General features: G+C 63.7%; 21 protein-coding genes and 3 pseudogenes. 9 read left to right on the forward strand and 15 right to left on the reverse strand.

Going from position 1 to position 23155, the window contains the following annotated elements; translation table 11 throughout:
* Positions 1-158: 158 nt before the first annotated feature.
* Positions 159-911, reverse strand: a complete 753-nt coding sequence (locus AC1DQR_RS37935) for an SDR family oxidoreductase (protein WP_416047273.1) — start codon at positions 909-911, stop codon at positions 159-161.
* A 127-nt stretch (positions 912-1038) separates the two neighbouring features.
* Between AC1DQR_RS37935 and AC1DQR_RS37940 the strand changes: the two genes are divergently transcribed.
* Positions 1039-1947 (forward strand): LysR family transcriptional regulator, encoded by a 909-nt coding sequence (locus AC1DQR_RS37940; protein WP_416047223.1) that lies wholly within the window; start codon positions 1039-1041, stop codon positions 1945-1947.
* A 27-nt stretch (positions 1948-1974) separates the two neighbouring features.
* Positions 1975-2322 (forward strand): annotated as a pseudogene (locus AC1DQR_RS37945) (Tn3 family transposase); the annotation flags it as partial.
* Between the two features lie 10 nt (positions 2323-2332).
* Here the strand turns inward: AC1DQR_RS37945 and AC1DQR_RS37950 are convergent.
* Complete coding sequence (locus AC1DQR_RS37950) at positions 2333-4261, reverse strand: sensor histidine kinase (protein WP_477134922.1); 1929 nt, start codon at positions 4259-4261, stop codon at positions 2333-2335.
* Positions 4254-4961, reverse strand: a complete 708-nt coding sequence (locus AC1DQR_RS37955) for a response regulator (protein ID WP_477134923.1) — start codon at positions 4959-4961, stop codon at positions 4254-4256. Before AC1DQR_RS37955 ends, AC1DQR_RS37950 begins: the two co-directional genes overlap by 8 nt.
* Before the next feature lie 251 nt (positions 4962-5212).
* Between AC1DQR_RS37955 and AC1DQR_RS37960 the strand changes: the two genes are divergently transcribed.
* Positions 5213-6538 carry a hypothetical protein gene (locus tag AC1DQR_RS37960; RefSeq protein WP_416047220.1) on the forward strand — a complete coding sequence of 442 codons (1326 nt, stop codon included), beginning with the start codon at positions 5213-5215 and terminating at the stop codon, positions 6536-6538.
* Between the two features lie 432 nt (positions 6539-6970).
* On the opposite strand, the gene AC1DQR_RS37965 is transcribed toward AC1DQR_RS37960, so the two are convergent.
* The 3 genes from AC1DQR_RS37965 to AC1DQR_RS37975 all read right to left on the reverse strand — a co-directional run bounded on the left by AC1DQR_RS37965 (position 6971) and on the right by AC1DQR_RS37975 (position 9517).
* Entirely contained in the window at positions 6971-7600 is a 630-nt protein-coding gene (locus tag AC1DQR_RS37965; RefSeq protein WP_416047219.1) for a trimeric intracellular cation channel family protein, read from the reverse strand.
* Entirely contained in the window at positions 7597-8862 is a 1266-nt protein-coding gene (locus AC1DQR_RS37970) for a M20 family metallopeptidase (protein ID WP_477134924.1), read from the reverse strand. Before AC1DQR_RS37970 ends, AC1DQR_RS37965 begins: the two co-directional genes overlap by 4 nt.
* 136 nt (positions 8863-8998) lie before the next feature.
* Positions 8999-9517 carry an MFS transporter gene (locus tag AC1DQR_RS37975; protein ID WP_416047217.1) on the reverse strand — a complete coding sequence of 173 codons (519 nt, stop codon included), beginning with the start codon at positions 9515-9517 and terminating at the stop codon, positions 8999-9001.
* Positions 9518-9551: 34 nt separating this feature from the next.
* Between AC1DQR_RS37975 and AC1DQR_RS37980 the strand changes: the two are divergent.
* Positions 9552-10295 (forward strand): annotated as a pseudogene (locus tag AC1DQR_RS37980) (sterol desaturase family protein); the annotation flags it as partial.
* Positions 10296-10451: 156 nt separating this feature from the next.
* On the opposite strand, the gene AC1DQR_RS37985 reads toward AC1DQR_RS37980, so the two are convergent.
* The 4 genes from AC1DQR_RS37985 to AC1DQR_RS38000 form a co-directional block, all read right to left on the reverse strand.
* Positions 10452-11216 (reverse strand): amino acid ABC transporter ATP-binding protein, encoded by a 765-nt coding sequence (locus AC1DQR_RS37985; RefSeq protein WP_477134925.1) that lies wholly within the window; start codon positions 11214-11216, stop codon positions 10452-10454.
* A 12-nt stretch (positions 11217-11228) separates the two neighbouring features.
* On the reverse strand, positions 11229-11879 hold the full coding sequence (locus AC1DQR_RS37990) for an amino acid ABC transporter permease (RefSeq protein ID WP_477134926.1): 651 nt from the start codon (positions 11877-11879) through the stop codon (positions 11229-11231).
* Between the two features lie 18 nt (positions 11880-11897).
* On the reverse strand, positions 11898-12557 hold the full coding sequence (locus AC1DQR_RS37995) for an amino acid ABC transporter permease (RefSeq protein ID WP_416047214.1): 660 nt from the start codon (positions 12555-12557) through the stop codon (positions 11898-11900).
* Between the two features lie 146 nt (positions 12558-12703).
* Positions 12704-13498, reverse strand: a complete 795-nt coding sequence (locus tag AC1DQR_RS38000; protein ID WP_477134927.1) for a transporter substrate-binding domain-containing protein — start codon at positions 13496-13498, stop codon at positions 12704-12706.
* Positions 13499-13792: 294 nt separating this feature from the next.
* Here AC1DQR_RS38000 and AC1DQR_RS38005 point away from each other — a divergent pair, with 294 nt between their 5' ends.
* The 4 genes from AC1DQR_RS38005 to AC1DQR_RS38020 all read left to right on the forward strand — a co-directional run bounded on the left by AC1DQR_RS38005 (position 13793) and on the right by AC1DQR_RS38020 (position 18252).
* Positions 13793-14674 (forward strand): MurR/RpiR family transcriptional regulator, encoded by an 882-nt coding sequence (locus AC1DQR_RS38005; RefSeq protein ID WP_416047212.1) that lies wholly within the window; start codon positions 13793-13795, stop codon positions 14672-14674.
* A 71-nt stretch (positions 14675-14745) separates the two neighbouring features.
* The gene (locus tag AC1DQR_RS38010; protein WP_416047211.1) at positions 14746-15981 is read left to right on the forward strand and encodes a diaminopropionate ammonia-lyase; all 1236 of its coding nucleotides are present in this window, start codon (positions 14746-14748) and stop codon (positions 15979-15981) included.
* Positions 15978-17237 carry a Zn-dependent hydrolase gene (locus tag AC1DQR_RS38015; protein WP_477134928.1) on the forward strand — a complete coding sequence of 420 codons (1260 nt, stop codon included), beginning with the start codon at positions 15978-15980 and terminating at the stop codon, positions 17235-17237. Before AC1DQR_RS38010 ends, AC1DQR_RS38015 begins: the two co-directional genes overlap by 4 nt.
* A 61-nt stretch (positions 17238-17298) precedes the next feature.
* A complete protein-coding gene (locus AC1DQR_RS38020; RefSeq protein ID WP_477134929.1) occupies positions 17299-18252 on the forward strand; it encodes an N-carbamoyl-D-amino-acid hydrolase in 954 nt (317 codons plus the stop codon).
* Between the two features lie 354 nt (positions 18253-18606).
* Here AC1DQR_RS38020 and AC1DQR_RS38025 read toward each other — a convergent pair.
* The 5 genes and pseudogenes from AC1DQR_RS38025 to AC1DQR_RS38045 all read right to left on the reverse strand — a co-directional run.
* Positions 18607-18855, reverse strand: a pseudogene (locus tag AC1DQR_RS38025) (IS3 family transposase); the annotation flags it as partial.
* A complete protein-coding gene (locus AC1DQR_RS38030; protein WP_416047208.1) occupies positions 18813-19028 on the reverse strand; it encodes a hypothetical protein in 216 nt (71 codons plus the stop codon). The gene AC1DQR_RS38030 and the pseudogene AC1DQR_RS38025, both read right to left, overlap by 43 nt.
* Positions 19029-19215: 187 nt before the next feature.
* Complete coding sequence (locus AC1DQR_RS38035) at positions 19216-19515, reverse strand: hypothetical protein (protein ID WP_477134930.1); 300 nt, start codon at positions 19513-19515, stop codon at positions 19216-19218.
* 321 nt (positions 19516-19836) lie between these two features.
* Positions 19837-20118, reverse strand: coding sequence for a hypothetical protein (locus AC1DQR_RS38040; protein WP_416047272.1), 282 nt, complete (start codon positions 20116-20118; stop codon positions 19837-19839).
* 482 nt (positions 20119-20600) lie between these two features.
* Positions 20601-21821 carry a tyrosine-type recombinase/integrase gene (locus AC1DQR_RS38045; protein WP_477134932.1) on the reverse strand — a complete coding sequence of 407 codons (1221 nt, stop codon included), beginning with the start codon at positions 21819-21821 and terminating at the stop codon, positions 20601-20603.
* A gap of 144 nt (positions 21822-21965) precedes the next feature.
* Between AC1DQR_RS38045 and AC1DQR_RS38050 the strand changes: the two genes are divergently transcribed.
* A complete protein-coding gene (locus tag AC1DQR_RS38050; RefSeq protein WP_477134931.1) occupies positions 21966-23033 on the forward strand; it encodes a DNA-binding protein in 1068 nt (355 codons plus the stop codon).
* Positions 23034-23155 lie beyond the last annotated feature (122 nt).

Here is a 23155-nt window from a genome sequence, read left to right on the forward strand (position 1 = left end):
TCGCTGGATGCGCCCCTCCGAAATGGGGCCGGGCAGTGGCTTCATAGGTGTCCGCCTAAATTAAGCGGACGCCTATGCAGCCCGCGAAGACACCAGAGCTTGCCTACACCGCCTCAATTGCGGAAGACGGTACTCGTCGGGCCGTTACGGCTACGCGCTTAACCATTCAGCAAGCGGCCGCCGTCAACGACGATTTCAGAGCCGACCGTCCAGCGCGACTCGTCGGAAGCCAGATACAGCACGGCTTTGGCCACCTCGTCGGACGTACCGAAGCGCCCAAGCGGAATGCTTGCCGCAATCTCTTTGTTGAGCTGCTCGCGATACGCGTCCGGAATCCCGAGCTTGTCGTACAACGGAGTCTCGACCGGTCCGGGGCTCACTGCGTTGACACGGATGCCGCGGCCCAGCAATTCAGTCGAAAGCGTCTTCGACATGTTCAGGAATGCGGACTTCGTGGCGGCATACACGGACGAGCGGTCCGCGCCGGCATGCGCGCTCACGGAGGTGGTCAGTACGACTGACGCAGGATTTGCGAAGACCGGGAGCAGTGCCTGCATCAGGAAGTAGGGACCTTTGACGTTGATGTCGAAAGAACGGTCGAACATCTCCTCCGTCCACTCTTCGATAGGCAGCCAGACGGATACGCCGGCATTGAGGAAGGCAACGTCCAATTGCCCGTAGTGGTCCTTGATGGCTTGTGCAAGTTCTTTTTGTGCTCCAACGCTGGCCGAGTCAGCGCGCAGCACCAGAACTTCTGGGCCCAGTTCGGCTTGTGCCTTTGCAATCGTATCGGGATTGACACCAGTAACGATCACGCGGGCGCCTTCCGCCAGAAACTGCTTTGCCGTTTCCAGCCCGATGCCACTGGTGCCGCCAGTGATGAGGGTACGTTTACCTTGCAAGCGCGACATTTGAATTCTCCGGTGAATGACGACCACCGCGGTCGACAAGGAGAAATATGCGCTCATGCAGAAAAATCGATAAGATTGTCTATTCGTATATAATTCATGCAAAATCAGCATGAATTGAGGTGAAGGCGTGGATCGATTCCTTTTGATGACGTGCTTCGCGCGTGCCGTAGAAACCGGGAGCTTTTCGGCGGCAGGGCGCGATCTAGGGCTGGGGCAACCCAATGTCAGCCGCTATGTGGCGGCTCTGGAGGATCACTTGCAGACGCGCTTGCTCCATCGGTCTACGCGAAAGCTATCTTTGACGCCGGAGGGCGAACGCTACTATGCGCACATCCGGGGCATCCTGGATGCGGTGGATGAATCCGAATCATCCTTCAGGAACAACGTCGAGCCATCGGGGCTCTTGCGCGTAGCCTGTCCTACGGCTCTCGCACACGCGTTTGTGTTGCCGCATGTGCCGACCTTTTTGGAGCGCTACCCCCAATTGATCTTGGATCTTCAACTCAATGATCGATACGTGGACTTGGTCAATGAAGGGACCGAACTCGCCATTCGCATCGGACACCTGGAGGACAGTACCTTGCGCGCCCGGCGTCTTGGATGGTACGACCGAGTCTTCGTTGCCAGTAAGGACTACCTGGCCAAACGCGGAGTTCCGCAGACCCCAGATGACCTGCGCGACCACGATTGCATCATCTACACCCTGCTGTCGTCCGGGGCGACCTGGCGATTCCGGGACGCGGACATCCCGGTTTCCGGCAGGCTTAGAGTCAACTCGCCCGACGCCGTGAGTGCCGCGGTCACGGCAGGCTTGGGCGTGGCACATGGACCTGCGTGGCTGTTTGAGGGCGGGCTGAACAGCGGTCGATTGCAGTTCATTCTGACGGACCATGGGGCTCCGCCCGTCCCGGTGCAGATGGTTTATGTGGCCAACAGACTGCTTCCCACGCGGGCTATCGTGTTCATGGATTTTATGGCTGACGTGTTTTCGAGGATTCCTGCCTTGAACGGCAACACCCCTTTGCCGAATCTATAAGTGTCTCGCGGGTCATGCCTCGAGGGGAAGTTCGTCGCGCTCAGGCAGAGTCATCTGTTGCCGCTACCCATTTTCACCGATTGCGACCGTTACTTGAACGAGCGACGCCATCTGATGGAAATGAAGCTGGCAACTGCCAATCGGTTGGCCGCGGCGAACAAGCTACCGGAGGCGATCGTCACCCAGTCCGGCCTGAAGATATCGCCGCTCGATGCCGCCGTCCCGATGGAGGCACAAACGCTGATCGAACAGACGTCGCTGATGCTGCCGCGCGTCAAGATTACCGAACTGCCGATAGAGGTCGACGGGTGGACGGGTTTCACCCGCCATTTCACCCACCTGAAGACAGGCGAGCCCGCCGTTGACAAGACATTACCAAGCGCCACTAGGCGGCATCCAGCGAAGCGGCTACGGGCGCGATGGGCAGGCACAACGTGAACCACGTGCCCATTGCGTCCGGCTCCCAGGACACCGCCGCATCGAGGGCTGCCGCGCGGCGCTGCACGTTGGCGAGCCCTCTGCCACCGTGTTCCAGTGGCAGCCCGGTGAGGCCGAACGGCGTGCCGTTGTCGTGCACACGCACCGTTACCGAATGGTCGTCGCGGCTGGTCTGCACGCGGACTGCAGTTGCGCGGCTGTGCTTGAGCACGTTTGTGAGGACTTCCTGCAGGATGCGCAGGATGTGCAGGGCGCTCTGGGCGCCGAGCCATGGCAGCGGCGGGATGTCACTGACTTCCCACGTGAGCGAGACGCCCGCGGCCTCAAGCCGCGGCCCGAGCCGGTAGCGCAGCGTGGCCAGCAGCAGCAACAGATCCGTCGATACCGGCTCCAGCGAGTCAATCGTCAGCTTGAGGTCGTCGATGCATTCACGCAGCACCTGGGCGATATCGTCGGCGCGCGCCGTGCCGGATGGGTCTCTCTCGACCATGTGCAAGGCGCTGATCAACGATGAACCGAGACCGTCGTGCATGTCCTGCAGCAGCCGCTGTCGCTCGCGCGTCAGAGTCTCGCGGCGTTCCACGTCGCGCAGCTGCCGATGGCTTTCCAGCAGTTCCGCTTCCCGCTGCGCCAGACGCAGCGACAAGTTGGCGTTAGCCTGCGCGACCTCATCAAGCGCGCTGATATAGCGGCGATACATCAGATACATGAACAGCAGCAGCTGCACGCACCCCAGATAGGACAGCAGGTAGATACCCTCGATATCGATGCGGTAGTTCTGCAGCAGCACGTCATGCACGGCGATCGGCGTGCTCATCGCATTCCATACCGAGAAGGTCATCGCCTCGCGCGACCTGGCCCGCCAGGCGGCCCGCAACGCGGCAATCGACACCACGAGATTCAGCGCCACCAGCAGCAGTTGGGACAGCGGGTATAGGAACACCACATGCGTAAGCCACGACAACGGTAGCGTGCTGGTGGCCAGGAACACGACCGAGGCGTACAGCGCTGCCTCCAGGCGCCGGTAGCGCAGGCCAAGATACCGGAAGATGAACAGGTAGCAGGCCATGATCAGCCACGCGATACTGTTGAACGCCAGCCAGCTGAACCAGGCCTCCGGAATCGGCAAGGGGTCCTGGCCGACCAGATACTGGAGCGTGTGCAGGAAATAGGCCCCTGCGGCCAGGAAGCACAGCAGGTAGCGCGTTTCCTCGCGGCGCCGGAGCCAGACCAGCAATGAGAAGATGCCCACCGCGAGCAGGCCGCCGCTGGACAGATAGGGAAACTGCGTCTGGAGGAAGCTGCGTGCTGCGTAGCGCCAGAACAGGTCGTCGTCCGTGCCAATCCGCACGGACGACAGGGCAGCGCCGACCGGACCCATCACATCGATACGGATGACGATGTCGCGTGGCGCCTGCCCGAGCGCGATCCACAGGGGGTAGTTGTAGCCGTTCCAAACCGGGCCGCCGCGAGACTGCCAGACCTGCTCGCCGTCGGCATACACGGTGAGACGTCCCACGGTCTGCCAGCGCGGCGCGTAGAGATAAAGGGGCTCACCGGCAGCGGCCGAGGCCACCGGAAGCGCCAGTCTCACCCAGATTGTTTCAATGTGACCTGCCCCGACCTGATCGGGTGCGAGGTGACGCGGCACCACCATCGGCAACGGCGTGTCCTGCCAGCCTTCGCCGGCGGCGGGCAGCGCGAGCTGCGATGGAAGCCGGTCGAGCGAGCCGTCGGGTGTGATTCGTAGCTGCGCCGAGGTGATGTGCCAAGGCAGGGCCTGCGCCAGAGCGCCGGACAGCGACCCAGCAAGCAGCAGTGCCAGGAAGAAGGGGAACCACCGTTGCCATGCCGGCGTGCCCATGCGGTCAGTCATCGCGCAGCAGCCCGTGTTGCCGGGCCACGTTGATGGCCTCGACCTTCGAATGGACGTCCAGTTTGACGTAGATGCGTCGCACATAGGTCAGCAGCGTATGTCTCGATACGCCGATCCGTTGCGCAATYTCGTCRTGCGAGAAGCCSCGYGTGATSTCGTTCAGGACYTCRTATTCGCGCGGGGATAGSGCAGAAGGCTTCGGGCCCGCCGGTGCCTGGGGCGCTTGCACCGGCATGTCGGCTGGCGGCGTCTGCAGGCGGGACAGCACTTGCCGGGCGATCACCGGGCTGATCGGGCTGCCGCCCTGATGCAGCGATCGCAGCTCGCGCACGATATGCGCCGCCGAGCTGTCCTTGAGCAGATAGCCGGTAGCGCCCGCGGCGATCGACTGCATGACGTGGCTTTCGTCGCCGAAGACCGTGGCCACCATCACATCGCAACGCGGCCAAGCCACGCGTGCCGCGCGGATGGCATCGATCCCGGAGCCGTCAGGCAGGCCCAGATCGACCACGAGGATGTCGGCTGGCGGGGCGGATTGCAGCAACGCCAGCCCGTTTTGCAACGTCGTGGCGACGCCCGCGGTGCGCATATCGGGGGCGCTGGACAGCGCTTCGAGGAATGCCGCGCTGAACCGGGGATCGTCCTCGATCAGGGCGACGCGGATGGGCGAGGCGAGCGGCGGGAAGGATTCAGTGGGCACGGGAGATCGTATGCGAAACAAACGGGTCGAGACACGACATGCAACGGCCCGTGCTGCCGCTATGCCCCCGCGATCATGGGAAATGACGCGATGTCGCACGATTTGGGGACATACAGCCCGGAAACCCAGGGCTATGATCCAGCCGGATTGTTGCACGCACGGGACCGTATGCAAAGACGGCGCGCGCGGGCATGCACCAAAACAACAGGGTCGACGAGTCAGCAGACTAACGGACGGGGAAAGGGTCGCAGATGAAACTGGAACACTTGGCGAAGGCATGGGCGGCCCTGGCGGTCAGCGTTGTACTGGGCGCGTGCGGCGGGGATGGAGGAAACGACTCGGGGAACGGCACGGGCAGTGGTGGCGGTAACGGCGGTGCGGTGACGCCATCCACGCCGGAAACCCCCGTAACCCCGGGCAATCCGGAGACGCCGGCGATGCCACAGGCCGTGACGTACCTGGGCGTGATCAGCTTTGGCGACACGCTTGCCGTGACGCTCGATGCCCCAGTCGCGGGCCAGGTGCGGATCCGCTTCTCCGATTCGGCGTTCGGCCTGGCCGGTGCGGTGATCGGCCACTACGTCAAGAACGGCAGCGTCTACACGGTCAGCGCGCTCGAGGCTGACAATGCCGAGCCGCCGCCGGCATTCGTAACCGCGCTGCTGGGCTCGGTGACCGCGTCGTTCACGGTGTCGGGCACTACACTGACGGGCGAGATCTCCGGCCTGCCGAAACAGCTCGGCGACGGCAAGCTGTCGGGGCAGGTCACAGCAAGCAGTGCCAGCACGCCGGTGCCGGCCGCCGAGGTGGCCGGCACCTACACGTTCCTGCGCGGGCAATCCACGTACTACACGAGGTCCGGAAACCTCCAGGTGCAGTACAACATGGGCGGACAGATGCGCGTGGGCGCCGATGGCACCGTGCGAATGTGCCAGGCTGGCCCGTACAGCGACACCTGCAATATGGGCCTTGCCGGCACACTCGCGCTGGCGGACCAGACGCGCTACCCGGGCGCCTACACGCTGACGTTGGGGGGGAAGGTCTGGGGACAGGTGTTCCCACTGAGGACGAACGGCGTGACCTCGCTGTACCTCGACCACCTTCAACTCGATACCGGCGGCAACCGCGTCACGGGAACGGGCGTCTTCCGGCCCGCCCAGACGCTGACGGCGAGTCAGGTAGCCGGGCAATGGGTCTGCCGGCAGCCTGGCGTGTCATATGCCGCTGTCACGGGCATCGGCATCCGTGCCGCGCTGGATGGCTCGATGCAGGAGGAGACGCTGACCATCTCCGGCGCGGGTGCGGTCACCAGTGCCGGGACCGGGCAGGTTGCCTCGCTGGCGCTGAACGAAGCCAACAACCTGCTGGGCTTCTCATCCCCGACCACCATCCCAGGCACCATGTACGCGGAATGGATCGTGCCGGCGGTTCCGCCCAACACGATCACGGGCCTGCGCACGCAGGTGTTCATGCCGCTCGACGAAAATAGCATGGCCTACTACGCCGAGGTGAATAGCAAGCCGACCGATCCGGCGAACTGGTCGTTCGTTGTGCAAGGGATGTGTCGGAAGGGGTAGGCGCGAGCGGTCACTGAGCCGGGGAACCGGCCACAAGATGGCCTCGGTTGGGCGCACGACAGCCGAGGCCGCGCCAACCTCGCAGGTCGACGTTGAAAGTTTCCGGGGATTTCGTCACATGTATTCTTTCGCCCGCCGTTGGCTTTTCCTCCTGTCCTGGCTCTGGATTGGACTGTTGTCCGGATGCGCATCCGACGGCGGCGACGCCCCCTAACCGCCGGCCGGTCTCAGCTATACCATGACCTTGGCTGTCTGCGAGACTGGTCAGCCCATCGTACCCAACCGCCCCATCGCCAGCGGCAGTGCCATCACGCGGTACACCGTTTCGCCAGCCTTGCCTGCCGGGCTCGCCCTCGACCATCTGGAGGTGGAATATGACGACGGTGTCCTGCAAGTCCTCGGGCTACTGAAAGAGGACTTACAAGGCGGACCCTATTGCGCTACGTCACTTCTCCGGACCACTGGAAGGCTCCACGTATAGCGCAGCGCCAAGAGGCGGATGGCGAAACAAATAGCGGCCCCGAACCAGGGCGTGACCGCGAGCCTCCACTCCATGAGTTGTCCAAGCACCTGGATGGCTGCCCCGACCAGCGCTGCAACGGCGTAGATTTCCTTCTCGAGGATAATGGGAACGCGGGTGAGCAACACGTCTCTCGCCACGCCGCCGCCAACAGCGGTCACCATACCGAGAATGATGGCAACCTCGACGCTATGACCGAACTGGAGTGCCTTGTGCGCGCCAATGACGGCGAAGAAGCCTAGCCCAAGCGAGTCGAAGAAAACAATAGGATGCTTGAGATGCTCAATGATTGGACGCGCCCAAATTGCCATCCCTGCGGCTAACGCTGACGTGGCGAGGTATCGCCAATCCGAAATACCGACCGGCGGCAAAGCACCAAGGCACAGGTCGCGAATCACTCCACCGCCGCAAGCGGTCAGATGGCTGATGGCCAGGACGCCAAACAGGTCAAGCCTCCTTTGCTCAGCGGCGAGAGCGCCGCTGACCGCGAATGCGAAGGTACCCAGCAAGTCAACCAATACGAACAGGTTATGTTCCATCATGCCTGTGAAGGAGTGCAGAGCCAGGCCGAGGCGGCGGTGAGCATAGCGTGCAGGCCAGTTTCCAGCGTCGGATGAATAACCGGTGCAAACTTTGGGGAATGATTACTCGGTATTTTATTCACCTGCTTCGCCGCTTTGGCTTGTGCATAGACGCCAGGGTCGGTCCCTCCGATGAACCAGAAGACGTAGGGCACATTCCAAGTCCGACCGAAGACGCTGAAATCTTCACTGGCCGAGGCGGGTGCCGTTTCGTAGGCCTTGTCGCCAAACTGGGCGTGGAAAGCGTCGGCCACCTGACGCGTGGCAGCGGCATCGTTTTCGGTTAACGGGTATTGGCTGAGCGTGGTGAACTCCGGCGGTCGCTCGGCGTTGGACGCATCGCACTCCGCGCAGCAGATTCGCTTGATGGACGCCAGCATGTACTCGCGCACGTCTTCGTCGAATGTGCGCATATTCAGCTTGATGGTTGCCTCGTCGGGGATGATGTTCTCTTTGGTACCCGCTTGCAGCGAACCAATGGTAAGCACTGCATTATCCATCGGCGAAATTTCCCGCGAGACGATGGTCTGCAGGCGCAGCGTCGTGGAAGCGGCCATGATGACCGGGTCAATGGAAGTCTGTGGCTGCGAACCATGCGAGCCGCGCCCGAACAGCTTGATTTTCAGGCTATCTCCCGCCGACATAATGACCCCCGGGCGGTAACTGACTGTGCCGCTAGGCCCCACCATGACGTGCTGGCCCAAAATAATGTCCGGCTTGGGAAAGCGTTCGGCGCCCCAGTCGTCAACCATGCGGCTGGCACCGCGACCAACCTCTTCGCCCGGTTGAAATACCACCATGACCGTGCCCTTCCAGGCATTGCGGTGCTCGGCAAGGACGCGCGAAACTCCCATCAGCCAAGTCACGTGCATATCATGCCCGCAAGAATGGGCCACGTCGACTTCGACGCCATCTTCATCCTTGGTCTTGACCGTACTGGCGTAAGGCAAACCGGTGTTTTCGGCCATGGGCAGCGCGTCCATATCTGCGCGGAGCATCACCGTCTGGCCCGCGCCGTTGCGCAATACCCCAACGACGCCTGTGATGCCTACTGCACGCGTCACTTCGTAGCCCAGTGCCTCAATATAGTCTGCCGCGACCTTTGCTGTTCGGACCTCCTGCATTGACAGCTCCGGATGCTGGTGAAGGTCCTTGTAGATACTTTCGAGCTCCGTCAGCAGTTTGTCGCTGCGGCCTGCCAGGGCTTGGACGAGTGCGTTCATGGAGAACCTCCAAATCTGAGTTGGTCAGCATGCCTCATCCGAATACCACGTGGTCTCGCCCAGGGAGGAGCCCCCTCGGTTCGCAAAGAGGACATATGGCTACACCTGGGATGCCGTGCGTGGAGCCAAGCGCCGGCTAACCGGCTGCGGTAGCAAGATTAAGCTCAGGACGCCAACCAGGATACTGAACAGCACATAGTAGAGGGGCGCGGTGTTGCTGCCCGTCACCTTGACCAGCCAGGTATTGATGAATGGCGCCAGCCCGCCGAAGAGCAACACCGCCACGTTGTATGTGAACGCCGCCCCGGTTGAGCGCACCCCCCACCGGGCACACCTCCGTCAAGACGATGGGAATTGGTGCCCAAATGAAGCTCATGAAAAAGGACATGGCAACCTGCACTGCCAGCAGCGACTGAAACGATGGGGCGGCCACCAAGTGATGAAAGGAGAACCACGCGACGATGCCGTATCCAAGCATGCCTGGGAAGAGTACAGCTTTGCGTCCATAGCAGTCTGAGAGGTAGCCTGCAAATGGGCAAATCAGCAAAATGACCGCAGTCCCCATGAAGGTCGCGAGATTGGCATCCGCCGGGGCGATGCCTAATTGCTGCTTTGCAAAAATCGGCAGAAAGAAGACGAAGACGTAAGCTGACACGGTACCCACCACGCAAATACCGGTGCTAGCAATGATTTCTCTTCATCTATCCTGGCTGGCACCCACATTTGCGGAATTTGAGGTCGCCATTAGCCAAAATGACGATCTGCAACAGGTGCTGCTGCTCTTCATCGGCCAGGAATTCTGCTACTACTGGTACCACCGCGCTTCGCACCGCATCCGCTTCTTCTGGGCAACGCATGCGGTTCACCACTCGCCGAACGAACTGACGCTGGGCACGGCCTACCGCCTTGGCTGGACCGGCAAGCTCACCGGCACCGCAGTGTTCTTCACCCCGCTGGACTGGCTCGGCGTGCGTCCGGAAGTCGTGCTGGCTGCCCTGAGCTTCAACCTGCTGTACCAGTTCTGGCTCCACACCACCTGGATCCCGAAGCTCGGCTGGCTTGAATACGTGTTCAACACCCCGTCGGCTCACCGCGTGCACCATGCCTCGAACATCGACTATCTGGATGCAAACTTCGGTGGCGTGCTGGTCATCTTCGACCGCCTGTTCGGCACCTATGTGGAAGAACGCGCCGACGAACCCTGCGTCTACGGCATGACCACGCCGACCACGACGCACAACCCGATCGTCAACCAGTTCGAACACTGGGTTAGCCTGGCACGGGACATCGCGTCGGCACGCAACCTGTGGGACGCAATCGGCTACCTGGCCCTGCCCTCGGGCTGGAGCCCGGACGGCAAGGGCGACACCACCGAGAATCTGCGCCAGCAAGTCCAAGAAGCGTACGCCGCGGTGCCCGTAACGAACCGCTAAACGACGGCGGCACGGTCCGCAAGCCAAGCCTGATCAATGAACGCCCGGGCCATCACCGGGCGTCTATCACTGGGCTAAGCGCCATCAGGTTCGCGGGCCTGTGGTGTTGGCTCCAGCCACTGGCCTCGCCAAATTCCGGCGCGGCTTGCCAGGGGCTCAAACATGCAGCCCCGAAAGGAACTGCTTCAGTTCCGGCGTCTTCGGCTCCCCGAAGATTTCCGCCGGCGAGCCCATCTCATGCACCTTCCCGTGATGCATGAAGACCACGCGGTCGCTGACCTTGCGGGCGAAGTTCATCTCATGCGTGACCATGACCAAGGTCATGCCTTCCGCCGCAAGGCCTTCCACCACGCCCAGCACTTCGCCGACCAGCTCCGGATCGAGTGCGGAGGTGACTTCATCGCACAGCAGCACGGCCGGGTCCATGGCCAGCGCGCGGGCGATTGCCACGCGTTGCTGTTGTCCGCCGGATAGCTGGTCGGGGAAGCTGTGGAACTTGTCGCCAAGGCCCACGCGCTCGAGCAGTGCTTGTGCACGCTTGCGGGCCTCCGACCTGGGTGTGTCCTTCACGAGTGTGGGCGCCAGCATCACGTTCTGCCCGGCGCTCAGGTGCGGGAACAGGTTGAAATTCTGGAAGATCATGCCAACGTTCTGGCGCAGGTCGCGCATGGCGCGGGCGTCGCCATGGCGCAGTGCCTGGCCATCCACGCTGAGCGCCCCTTCATCGAAGCTTTCCAGTCCGTTGATGCAGCGGAGCAAGGTGCTCTTGCCCGAGCCGCTGCGGCCGATGATGCAGACGACCTCGCGGCGCCCGATTTGCAGGTCGATGCCCTTGAGCACTTCGTTGGCGCCAAAGCGCTTGCGCAGGCCCTGGATATCGACGAGGGCAAAGGGCTTGGTGGTTTCGGTTTGCTTGGACATGGGATGACGGGCTCAATGCTTGGGCTGCAAGCGACGCTCAAGGCGGCGGCTCCACAACGACAGCGGGAAACACAGGGCGAAGTACAGCAGCGCGACGCAGCCGTAAGCCAGGAAGGGCTGGAAGGTGGCGTTGGAAATCATCTGGCCAGCCTTGGTGACTTCCACGAAGCCGATCACCGAGGCCAGTGCAGTGCCCTTGATCACTTGCACCAGGAATCCCACCGTGGGTGCCACCGCGATGCGCGCGGCCTGCGGCAGGATCACGTGCTGCAGCTGCTCGCGCAGATTCATCGCCAGGCTGGCGGAGGCCTCCCACTGGCCCTTTGGAATGGCGTTGATGCAGCCGCGCCAGATCTCCGTGAGATGGGCGCTGGCATATAGCGTGAGGCACAGTGCCGCGGCGAACAGCGCCGAGGTCTCGACACCCAGCAACGCCAGCCCGAAGTAGAACAGGAACAACTGCATCAGCAACGGGATGCCCTGGAACAGCTGCACGTAAAGTGCCACGCCGCGCACGGCGCCCGGCAGGCGCGCAATGCGAGCGACCAGCAGCAGCATGCCAACGACGCTTCCGCCGACGAAGGCGATCARCGACAGCMCCACKGTCCAGCGCAGCGCCAGCAGCAGGTTGCGAARRATGTCCCACAGGGAAAAGTCGACCATGATATATGCCTCCCGGTCTCAGCGGCCAAAGATGAAGCGCGGACCAACCCAGTTCAGGATCTCGCGCAGCACCACGGCCAGGCCCAGGTAGACGCAGGTGGCGACGATATAGGCTTCAAAATTGCGGAACGTGCGGCTGGCGATCATATTGGCCGCATAAGAAAGCTCTTCGGTGGAGATCTGGCTGCAGACCGCCGAGCCCAGCATCACGATGATGACCTGGCTCACCAGCGCGGGCCACACGCGCGACAGCGATGGCGGCAGCACCACGCGCGTAAAGATCTGCCAGCGGTTGAGCGCCAGGCTCTGCGCGGCTTCGATCTGCCCGCGCGGCGTGGACTCCAGCCCGGCCCGGATGATCTCGCATGCATAGGCGCCGAGGTTCAGCGTCATCGACAGCACGCACGCCACTTCCGCTGGCATCCGCACGCCAATCGAAGGCAGGCCGAAGAAGATAAAGAACAGCTGGATGATGTATGGCGTATTGCGGACTGCCTCTACGTAGCCGCCCACCAGTGCGCGCAGCCATGCCGTTGCATGGATGCGCGCCCAGGCACAGCCGATGCCCACGAGCGCACCGAAGGCCGCGGAGAACGCTGTCAGGAGAATCGTCAGCAACAGGCCGCGCAGTAGCATGGGCCACTGCGAGAGAACCGGCGCAAAGTCGAAGGAGATCATGCAGTGCCGCTAGAGAGTTTTTTGTCTTCGGCGAGACTGACCTGCGAGGCAGGCCAGTGCGCCAGCAACATGGAGCCCGCGCACGGGGCCGGAAACGATCCAATCTGTTTTCACGCTTACCCGTATGCCCGCTTACCCGTTTGCAATCAGTCCGGCAAATCGCCCATGCCGCGACCGAGCCAGCGCTGCGCATAGCCGTTGAGCGTGCCATCCGCCTTTGCCTTGCGCAGGATCTCGTTGACCTTCGCCAGCAGCGCGGTTTCGCCTTTGCGCACACCGATGAAATTGGGCGAATCCTTGAGCAGCAGTTTGTACTCGGCCTCTACCTTGGGGTTCTTCGCAATCGCCGCGGCTGCCACGGCGGCGCCGGTGGCCAGCAGTTGCGTTTGCTGCGACACGAAGGCGGCCACGGTGGAGTTGTCGTCCTCAAAGCGCTGGATCTTCAGCGTGGGGGGCGCCACTTGCTGCAGAACATCGTCCTGGATGGTGCCTCGCGTGACCGCGATGGTCTTGCCGCCAAGATCGGCAAAGCTCTTGATGCTCATTGCTTTCGGACCAAACACCGCTTGGAAGAAGGGTGCATACGCAATCGTGAAATCGATCACCTTGGCGCGCTCGGCGTTCTTGCCCAGCGCCGAGACGATCAGGTCGATCTTCCTGGTCTGCAGGTAAGGGATGCGGTTCGGCGTGCTCACCGGGACGAGATCGGCCTTGACGCCGAGCTTGTCGGCGATCATCTGCGCCACGGCCGCGTCCAGGCCCTGCGGCTTCAGGTCCGTGCCCATGTAGCCATACGGCGCGAAGTCGGTCGGGATGCCGATCGCGATCGACTTCTTGCCCATCACGGCGCTCAGGGAATCGTCGGCTTTGGCGGGTGCCATCGCGATGAGCGCGGCACCTGCGATCAGGCTGGCGATGGCGGTGAACTGTCTGCGTTTCATAAAGACACCTTTATCAGTCGGTCGGGGAACACGAGGGACTGAAAGGCAAGTTGTGTGCCACTGCTGGCGATGCAGGCCGCGCGGGTGAATGCGAAGAGCCGCATTGCCTTGAAATCAAACACTTGGCGGACGCCTCCCCGACAGCGCCGCTGACTTGGCATTGCCCTTGCATGAAAGGCAGCCAATAATGAAACAACGGTTTCATATGCACCAGAATATGAAATCGTGGTTTCATTGTTGTGCAGACTCGGACCACGTTGGTGCGGGCAAGCTGAACGGAGGCACGGACCCGACATGGCCATTCAACCCGCGCTGGAAGCGCAAATCCACCAGTGCTACGGCGAACTTTCTTCGGCAGACAAGAAATTGGCCGACGTGCTGCTCATGCGGCAAAAAGACCTGCTCAGCTACTCGGCCACCGAACTGGCGGAGCTGGCGAGCGTCTCCAAGGCGAGCGCGGCGCGCTTCTTCCGCCGCCTCGGCTATGCGGACTTCAGCGCCTTCCGGCAATCGCTGCGGGACCAGGTCTCCGAGCAATCTCCGCTGTACCTGATGGAGCACAACGGGCTGCCGCCCGATTCGGGGGGCGTGCCGCAATCGGTCGTGGCCGGCCTGGAGGCGCACGTGCAGCTCGACCGCCGCCGGCTCGCCAGCCTGCCGGAACTACTCAGCGAGCGCGCGCTGGAGACCACGCTCACCGAACTCGCCAACGCGCGCCGAGTGTGGGTGGTGGGTTATCGCAACAGCTTCATGCTGGCTTTCTATGCCAATGCGCTGCTCTCGCAGGTTCGCTCCGAGGTGTACCTGCTCAATGAGCAAGCGGGCAAGGATGCGGAGCTGGTGGCCGAGATCGACAGCAAGGACGTACTGCTGGCGGTGGACTTCCGACGCCGTGCGAAGCGCCTGGACGGCATGGTGACACTGGCCCGGGAGGCCGGCGCCAAGCTTATCCTGCTCAGCGATGCCCCGGTTTCCAAGCTGGCCGCCAAGGCCGACGCCGTGCTGCGCTGCTCGCACCACGGCGGCCAGGTCTTCGATTCCTATGTGGCCGCCGTCAGCCTGGTGAACTACCTGGCCACCGCCATGGCAGGCCGCTCCCGCAAACGTTCGCGCGCACGCATGGCCCGCGTGGAGCGCGCGCACGACGTGCTCGGGGACCTGGAGACCGGCCACTGAGATCGACCGGCACGCAGCGCCGCCATCAATACACGCAATAACGCATTCTGACTGGACCAATACACACACACATGACCACGCTCCCAAACCTCTCGCTCGATCTTCTCCCCAATCCAGCCCTGAGCCGCGCGGAACCCTATGGTGCACAGCGCGCCGCCATCCTGAGCGAGCCGGCCCTGGCCGCCGCCCGCCGCGAGATCTCCGCCTGGGAGGGCTACCAGCCCACGCCGCTGAAAGCCCTGCCGAACCTGGCGGCCGCGCTGGGCGTCGGCCAGATCCACTACAAGGACGAAGGCTCGCGCTTCGGGCTGGGCAGCTTCAAGGCGCTCGGCGGCGCGTATGCCGTGGGACGCCTGCTTTGCCGCGAACTCGGGTCCCGGATCGGCCGCGCGCTAAGCATCGCTGACCTGAGTGCGCCGGCGCTGCGCAGTATGTGCGCCGAACTCACCGTGACCTGCGCCACCGACGGCAATCACGGCCGCTCCGTGGCCTGGGGCGCCCAGCTGTTCGGCTGCCGCTGCGAGATCTATATCCACGCCACCGTGAGTGAAGGGCGCAAGACCGCCATCGAACGCTTCGGCGCCCAGGTGGTGCGCACCACGGGCAACTACGACCAGGCCGTGCAGCAGGCCGATGCCGATGCGCGGGTTAATGGCTGGTACGTGATCTCGGATACCTCGTACACCGGCTATATGGACGTGCCGCGCGATGTCATGCAGGGTTATCAGCTGATGGTGGACGAAGCCGTCAATGCGCTGCCGGCCTGGCCCACGCATGTGTTTATCCAGGCCGGCGTGGGTGGCTTTGCCGCCGCCGTCTGCGGCTACTTCTGGGAACGTGAGGATGGCAAGGACAGGCAGCGCCCCGTCTTCACCGTGGTGGAACCCGCCAAGGCGGACTGCCTGATGCAAAGCGCGCGCGCTGGCAAGGTCACCGCCGTCACCGGCGAGCTGGATACGCTGATGGCCGGCCTGGCTTGCGGCGAAGTTTCGCTGCTCGCCTGGGAAATTCTTGCCGAAGGCGCCGACGCATTTTGCACGGTCGACGACGCATCCGCGGTAAAAGCCATGCGCCTGCTGGCCCAACCGCAGGGCGACGATCCCGTGATCGTGGCCGGCGAATCCGCCGTGGCCGGGCTGGCCGCTGCCATCGCCGCCATGCAAGACCCGCAGGCCTGCGCGGCGCTCGGGCTCAACCGCCAGAGCCGGCTGCTGTTTATCGGCAGCGAGGCCGACACGGATCCCGCGCTGTACGCCGAACTGGTTGGCCGCAGCGCGGAAGCAGTGCGCGCCGGAGCCGCGGCATGAGCGAGCAGAGCGCACCAAAGGCAGACCCCGCGCCGCGCATTTGCGGCGAGCGCCTGCTGCAAAGCCTGGACGATCTCGCGCAACTCGGCGCCATCGAAGGGGGCGGAGTGTGCCGCCTGGCGCTGACCGATGCCGACAAACTCGGCCGCGACTGGGCAGTGGCGCGCATGCAGGCGCTGGGCATGACCGTTACCATCGACGCCATCGGCAACGGAGTGGCCGTGTATCCCGGCAGCGAAGACCTGCTCCCTGTCATGATCGGCTCGCACATCGACACCGTGCGAACCGGCGGCCGCTACGACGGCAACTACGGGGTGCTGGCCGGCCTGGAAGTGGTCGCCACGCTGCGTGATGCTGGCCTGCGTCCGCGTCGCCCCATCGCCGTCGCCTTTTTCACCAATGAAGAGGGCGCGCGCTTTCATCCGGACATGATGGGCTCGCTGGTCTATGTGGGCGGAATGCCACTGGAAGACGCACTGGCCACTACCGGCATCGATGGCGTCACGGTAGGCGCCGAGCTGCGGCGCATCGGCTATGACGGCCAGGCGCCCGTAGGCAAACCGCGCGTCGACAGCTTCGTGGAGTTGCATATCGAGCAAGGCCCCGTGCTGGATCTGCGGGGCTTGCAGGTTGGCGTGGTGGAAGGGGTGCAGGGAATCTCCTGGACCGAATTCACCATCGACGGCGTATCCAACCACGCCGGTACCACGCCTATGGAGCTCCGGCACGACGCCGGCTACGCCGCCGCGCGCGTCGCCAATTTCGTGCACGACCTGGCGCTGCGCTACGGCGGCCGGCAGATCGCCACCGTGGGCGCCATGCGTTTCGAGCCGAACCTGATCAACGTCATCCCCAACCGCGCCGTCTTCACCGTAGACCTGCGTAATACCGATGAACGGCGGCTCGCCGAAGCCGAAACGGAAGTCCTTGCCTTCGCCCAGCAAACCTGCGAGACGGAAACCCTAACTCTTAGCCATCGCCGGCTGGCACGTTTCGAGCCGGTGGCATTCGATCCCATGGTCATCGACCTGGTCGAGCGGGAAACCGCAGCGCTTGGCCTCACCCACATGCGCATGCCCAGCGGCGCCGGTCACGATGCGCAAATGCTTGCCCGCGTCTGCCCCGCCGGCATGATCTTCGTGCCCAGCGTGAAAGGCCTGAGCCACAACGTGCGCGAGTTTACCGAGCCGGACGACCTCATCGACGGCGCGCAGATTCTGCTGCAGGTGGTGCTCAAACTCGCTGACCGGCCGTGATCGACGCCAAGTCCTTGCCACTAGCCTGAACCGCTACCCTGAACGCATCCTGGAGTTACCCGTGTCCCGTATTGTGAATGTCGCCATCGGCCAGCTTGGCCCCATCGCCCGCGCCGACAGCCGCCAGCAAGTGGTCAGGCGCCTGTGCGACCTGATGCGCGAAGCCCACGCCTGCGGCTCGCACCTGATCGTCTACCCCGAGCTGGCGCTTACCACTTTCTTCCCGCGCTGGTACATGGAGAGTGACGAAGAGATCAACGGCTTCTTCGAGCGCGAGATGCCCAGCGCCGCCACGCAGCCGCTGTTCGATCTTTCGCGCGAGCTTGGCGTCGGCTTCTACCTCGGCTACGCCGAACTCGCCAACGAACAAGGCAAGACGGTGCGCTACAACACCTCCATCCTCGTCAACCGCCAAGGGGAGATCGTCGGAAAATACCGTAAGGTGCACCTGCCCGGCCATCGCGAGCACGAACCGTGGCGCCGCTTCCAGCATCTGGAAAAGCGCTACTTCACGCCCGGCAACCACTTTGGTGTGACTGAAGCCTTTGGCGGCAAGATCGGCATGGCCATCTGCAACGACCGCCGTTGGGCCGAAACCTATCGGGTGATGGGCCTGCAAGGCGTGGAGATGGTGCTGATCGGCTACAACACGCCCGTGCACAATGCGCCTGCGCCGCAGCACGACGACCTCTCGCTTTTCCACAATCAGCTATCGATGCAGGCCGGCGCCTACCAGAACGGCACCTGGGTGGTCGGTGTGGCCAAGGCGGGGCTGGAAGAGGGCGTGGACGGCATTGGCGGCAGCTGCATCATCGCGCCCTCCGGCGAAGTGCTGGCCCGTTGCATCACCAAGGGCGACGAGGTCGCCATCGCCCGCTGCGACTTGGATTTCTGCGACGTCTACAAGCGCACCACGTTCAACTTCGACGTGCACCGGCAGCCGCAGGCGTACGGGATGATCGTGGAGCGCAGAGGGGAGACGCTGATGGCGAATGGGAGCGCGGTGGTGGTCTGACGCCTGGCGCACGCAAACTAGTGTGCCAACTCGAACGGGGCAGGTTCATACTCCTGCCGCAAGAGGCAAGTGGTGTCGTGCGATGACAGCTTCCGGACTTACCTGAGCGAATCGTTCGACTGCCGTCTGGCACAAGATCCGCGTGGCCGAGGCAAGGCTGCGCAATCCGGCCAGGATCCAGCAGCCCGGACGGTCCGCGGGATATTGATCTGTGAAGCCACGCACCATCACCACTTCCACGCTGCTGGATTGCCGTGTCGCTCCCATCGCCTGTACCGAGTCCATCGCACGGTACTGGTGTGCATTCCCATGCGGAAGTTGCGGAACGTGTCGATGACTTTGCGTCACCTGGCTTCATGAATTTACTGTGCCGGGCTGTGGTGTGTTCGGGGTAATGGCCTCCGATGGCGGCGGGTTGATCCAGACTGCTGTGGGCAGACACGGAGGTTCAGGGCGACGCCCTTTAAACCTTTTTGGGGGACGCCCGGAATGCTGTGTCGAGTGCTGCCTGACGGGGAGGCGCAACTCCTGGGCGAGCCCGTAATGAACGCTGTGCGGTGTCATGAATCCGATGCCCGAGTGCCGATGCACGGTGTTGTACCAGGCGAAGAAGGCCTGGCAGTGGGCGCCAGCAACCGGTACATGGCGCGCACCGAACCCAGGTAGCGGCCCTCGTCGAGCAACGTGGCGTGTATCGCCCCCGGCGCGGTGTCGGCGAAGCGCTCGCTGTTAAGGGTGTCCAGCAGCACCTGGTTTTCCAGTGCGTCCAGAGCCAACGGTGGCCGGGTCCGCTGGGCAGTGGACCGTGGCAGTGGACCGATGAAGGCCATGCGACGCAGGTGGGCCCGTTGCCGGGCAGCCGTGCCGCGCTCGCGCCTAGGGCCGGAGTGAGCTCTTGCACAGCCGCCACTACGGCTTGTCGGTGTCGTCGTCGATCGGATTGCCCAGCAAGGCTGCAAGTTCCTAAGAAACACCAACCTCCGCCGGCTGCAACTTGCAGCCAAAGTGCGCTGCACGACGATGGAGCTGCTTGATGACGCGTTCCTTGTACCTGAGCTCGTACTGGTCGGCGCCTGGATCCTGGTACCGCATGCCAAAGCGCATGGCTCGGTAGAAGAGGATGGTGATCTTGCGCGCCGTGGCCCTGCCGACGCGCGCCGCCAGTCGTCGGTAGAAGGCTCCCAGCGCGGAACCGGGCTGGCGCCGCGCCACGCCATAGTCGTGCAGGCCCCAGTAGGGCGGGCTGGTGACGATGCACTGCACGCGCACACGCTGGCCGCATGAGCACGACCAATTCCGCCAAGTTTCGGGCCGCCTACGCACCCTTATCGCGACAATTCCGTTCGGATACGTGTGTTCGTTGACGCGCCCCGTACATCCGAATGATTAGAGAAGAACGCCTGCACAGCATTCCCACGCGGCCGCTCGCGCTACCGCAGTGTTTGGTCCCTGTGCTTTCGGAATAAAAGAAGCCCTCCGGGCGGCGGGCTACGACGACTGAGTCGTCGACTTGCTTCCTGATCCGTGTGTCCTGATTCTTGCCTGGCGAGCAGTGAGACAAGGACGCGAATCCATAGCGAGCGATCAACGGCCGATCTGCTTGCTCACGGCGTTTTCCTGCTGGTTAAGAGCGCGCTGATCGGCACGGGTAATGTGGCCGCCGTCGTGGCTTGCCATGGTGCGTTCTTCGGCGCGGATCTGGTGATCTTCGCTGTGCAGCTTGGCTGCCTGGCTGCGGGACATCTCACCTTCCTTGACCTCTTGGTGGATACGAGCGTTTTGGTTGGCCAGACGCCCGTTGACCTGCTCGCGACGCGGGTGATTCTTCTGCCACTGGGTATCGTTTGCCATTGCGCCACCAGCCATGCCTGCCGCCAGAACGGCGATTGCCACACTTCCAATCAGTTTGCGAGTAAACACCGTGAGCTCCCTTGGTTGTTGATGCACGGCAGGATTGGCCGCGCATTCCGGTAACGCCGCGGAATCGGGCGGCGATGACAAGGAGGCGGGGAGTGCTTTGTAACGATTTGTTGATGCTGAAGCTGCGTTTGATGCGTTGATATCGATGCGTCGAGATCGAGGGTGAGAGTAGTTTTCTGTAATTTCCGGTCGCTCAGGTTCAGAGATGTATGCCGCCAGCAGGGCGAGCACGCCGCCGAGCGCGTCCACATCGTACGAGGTGAACTGCAGCCAGCCACTGGCGATGGGATGATTGTGGAACGCAGAGCGAAGACTCTGATGGCCGATGGGGACGCGGGTAGTCTGCCGCCTGCGTCACGCGAATTCAAGTTCCAGCCCCCATACACTCGCCTTAATCAGAGCGCCTAGCAGGAAACGAGTAGCGAACCCTAGCGCTTCCAGCCGATCCGGTGCCGTTCCTGCGTGGCCTCATGCCGCGCATCGTCCTCCGTATGCAGATAAGCGCTGGTCGTGGCGATGGAAGCATGCCCGAAATTGTCCCTCACGAACCGCAGGTCCACCTGCTGGTCGGTCATATGCGAGCCCGCGGTATGGCGTAGCCAGTGCGCCGAGGCGCTGGCCAGCACCGCTGCCCGGCTGTCCCACTCGGGGCCGCGCGCGCGCAGGCGCGCGGCGGCCATCCCGAAGACCTCCTTCAGCACCAGATGCAGCGCGCCGCGTGACAAGGGTTTTTCCTTGCCGATGATCGGCAGCACGATCGGGCGCTCCTCACCGGGCAATGGCATCGGCGACAGGCCGTGAGCGCTGCGATAGCGCGCCAGCTCCACCATCAGTTCGTCGGTGGCCGGTACCAGCCGCGTCTTGTTGCCCTTGCCGGTCACCTCCAGCCACCAGCGCTCGACGCCCTCCCGGTTGCGCCGGCAAAAGAACGCGCCCATCCGGGTCTCGGCCACTTCGGCCGCACGCAGGCCGCCAAGATACAGCACCGTCAGCAGCCAGCGGCAGCGCGCGGCGTGCAGGCGGTCGCGCTCGGTGGCACTTTCGATCGTCCCCGGCATCGCCTCGATGGTGTCCTTGACCACCTGCCACATCTCGTGGCTCAGATAGCGCGTGACCCTGGGCTTGGACTGGCCGCGCCGGCTGCGTGCCAGCGAGAGCGGATTGCCGGCCAGGTAGCCGGCGTCCACCAGCCAGGCGAACAGCGTATTGAGGATCACCATCGCATGCCGCACGCTGGCCGGGGAGAGCGGGCCAGCGAACGGCCGCCAGTCCGGCGCGCCGCGCGCGAGCTTCTTGCGCGACGCCATGACCCAGCGCCAGGCTGGTTGCGGATTGGTGAGGAAGCGCTCGTACAGCAGCAAGTCCTCATGCGTGAGCGACGACAGCGGCTTGCCCTCCTGCATGACGGCCCACAACAGCAGTCGCTCGACCTCGCGTCGATAGGTCTGCAGGGTGGCCGGGGTATCGGTATAGCGTGCCAGCCAGGCGGTGACGGCAGCCAGATCGTCAGCGGCCGAGATCTGCGGAGTGCCGCCGCGGGCCCGGTTACTGCCAGCGGCCCCGGAGAGCGCGGCGGGCAGGGCCAGGCGCTCGATCGGGGTGGCCGGCAGGGCAGTGAAGGCAGGTTGGGGGAGCGGGGTGGGTTCCATCAGTGCGGCGGGCGTCATGGTGTGAGTGTAGGCACAATTATAGACAGAAGCCTACTTATGTCTAAAGATTTGCATTTTTAATAAGTAAATTAACGTATTACGTAGTAATATTTAATCAAATTCCACGAACGTTCCACGTAGAACATGACCGCCAGCCCACTCGATCACCCGCCGCCCACGCCTGGCGACGCCGCGCCAGAGGCCCAGCTCGCCGCCGACGTGGCCACGCTGCGCGCGCAGTTCCCCGAGACTCGCGCGCTGTACCGCGAGGTCTGCGCCCTGCTGTTTTTTAGATATGGGACCACCCCCACCGCCAACAAGCTCTACGGGCTGGTGCGCAAGGGCAGCATGGGCACGCCGACCGAGGTGCTGGCGCAGTTCTGGCAGGATTTGCGCGGCAAGATGCGCGTGACCATTGACCAGCCCGGGCTGCCGGATGCGCTCAAGGCGATCGCGGCCGACGCCGTGCAGTCGATCTGGCAGGCCGCCAACGAGGCCGCTAGCGCCGAGCTGGCCGCCTTGCGGGCGGAGGCGCGGTGTCAGGCGAGCGAGGCGGAAGCGCAGCGCGACCAGGCGCGGGCCGCGGTGGTGGTGGCCGAGCAGGAAACAGCCGCAGTGCAGGCCGAGCTCGACGCCGTCCAGCGCGCGCGCGCGGCGCTACAAGGGGAACTGGAGGCCGAGCGCCAGGCCCACGCCGCAGCGCAGGCGCGTCACGACGAGAGCAAGCGTCAGATCGAGGCGCTGGAGCGGCAACTGGGCGAGATGCATACGCAGTTCTCGGCCGACCTGGAGCGCACCCGCGAGCAGGTGGTGGTGGCACAGGAGCGCGCCAGCGCCACGGAGCGCCGCGCGCTGCGCGAAATCGACCAAGAGCGCACGCTGCGGCAGAAGGGCGAGCAGGCGCTCGCGGACCTGCGCACCGAACTGGCGATGGTGCAAGCGCGGGCGCAGGAGGCGGCCGTGGCTGGCGCCGAGGCGCGGGTGCGACTGGAGGCCGAGCGCGATACGCTTAGCCGGCAACTGGCGGCGGCCGAGCAGGCGCTCGGACGAGGGCAGGCGGCACAAGACGGGCTGCGGGCCGAACTGGAAGCGGCGCTGCGGCAGGCTGAGCGCGCGCAAGCCGAAGCCACCGCGTCGCGGCGCCTGGCAACGACCCGGCGCCAGGTGCCAGCGACCAAGACCAAATTGAAGTTCAAGGCGGGGCCGGCATGAGGGGCGTGGGCGGCAGTTGGATTTGTCCACCGCGCCACGGGATAAACCTGTGGACAAGCCGCGCGAGGACCAGATCCCCGGCGGGCTCCTCGGGTCTGATTAATGTTTGAGCGGCGGGGTGA

Source organism: Cupriavidus sp. 05L411, from assembly GCF_056398045.1.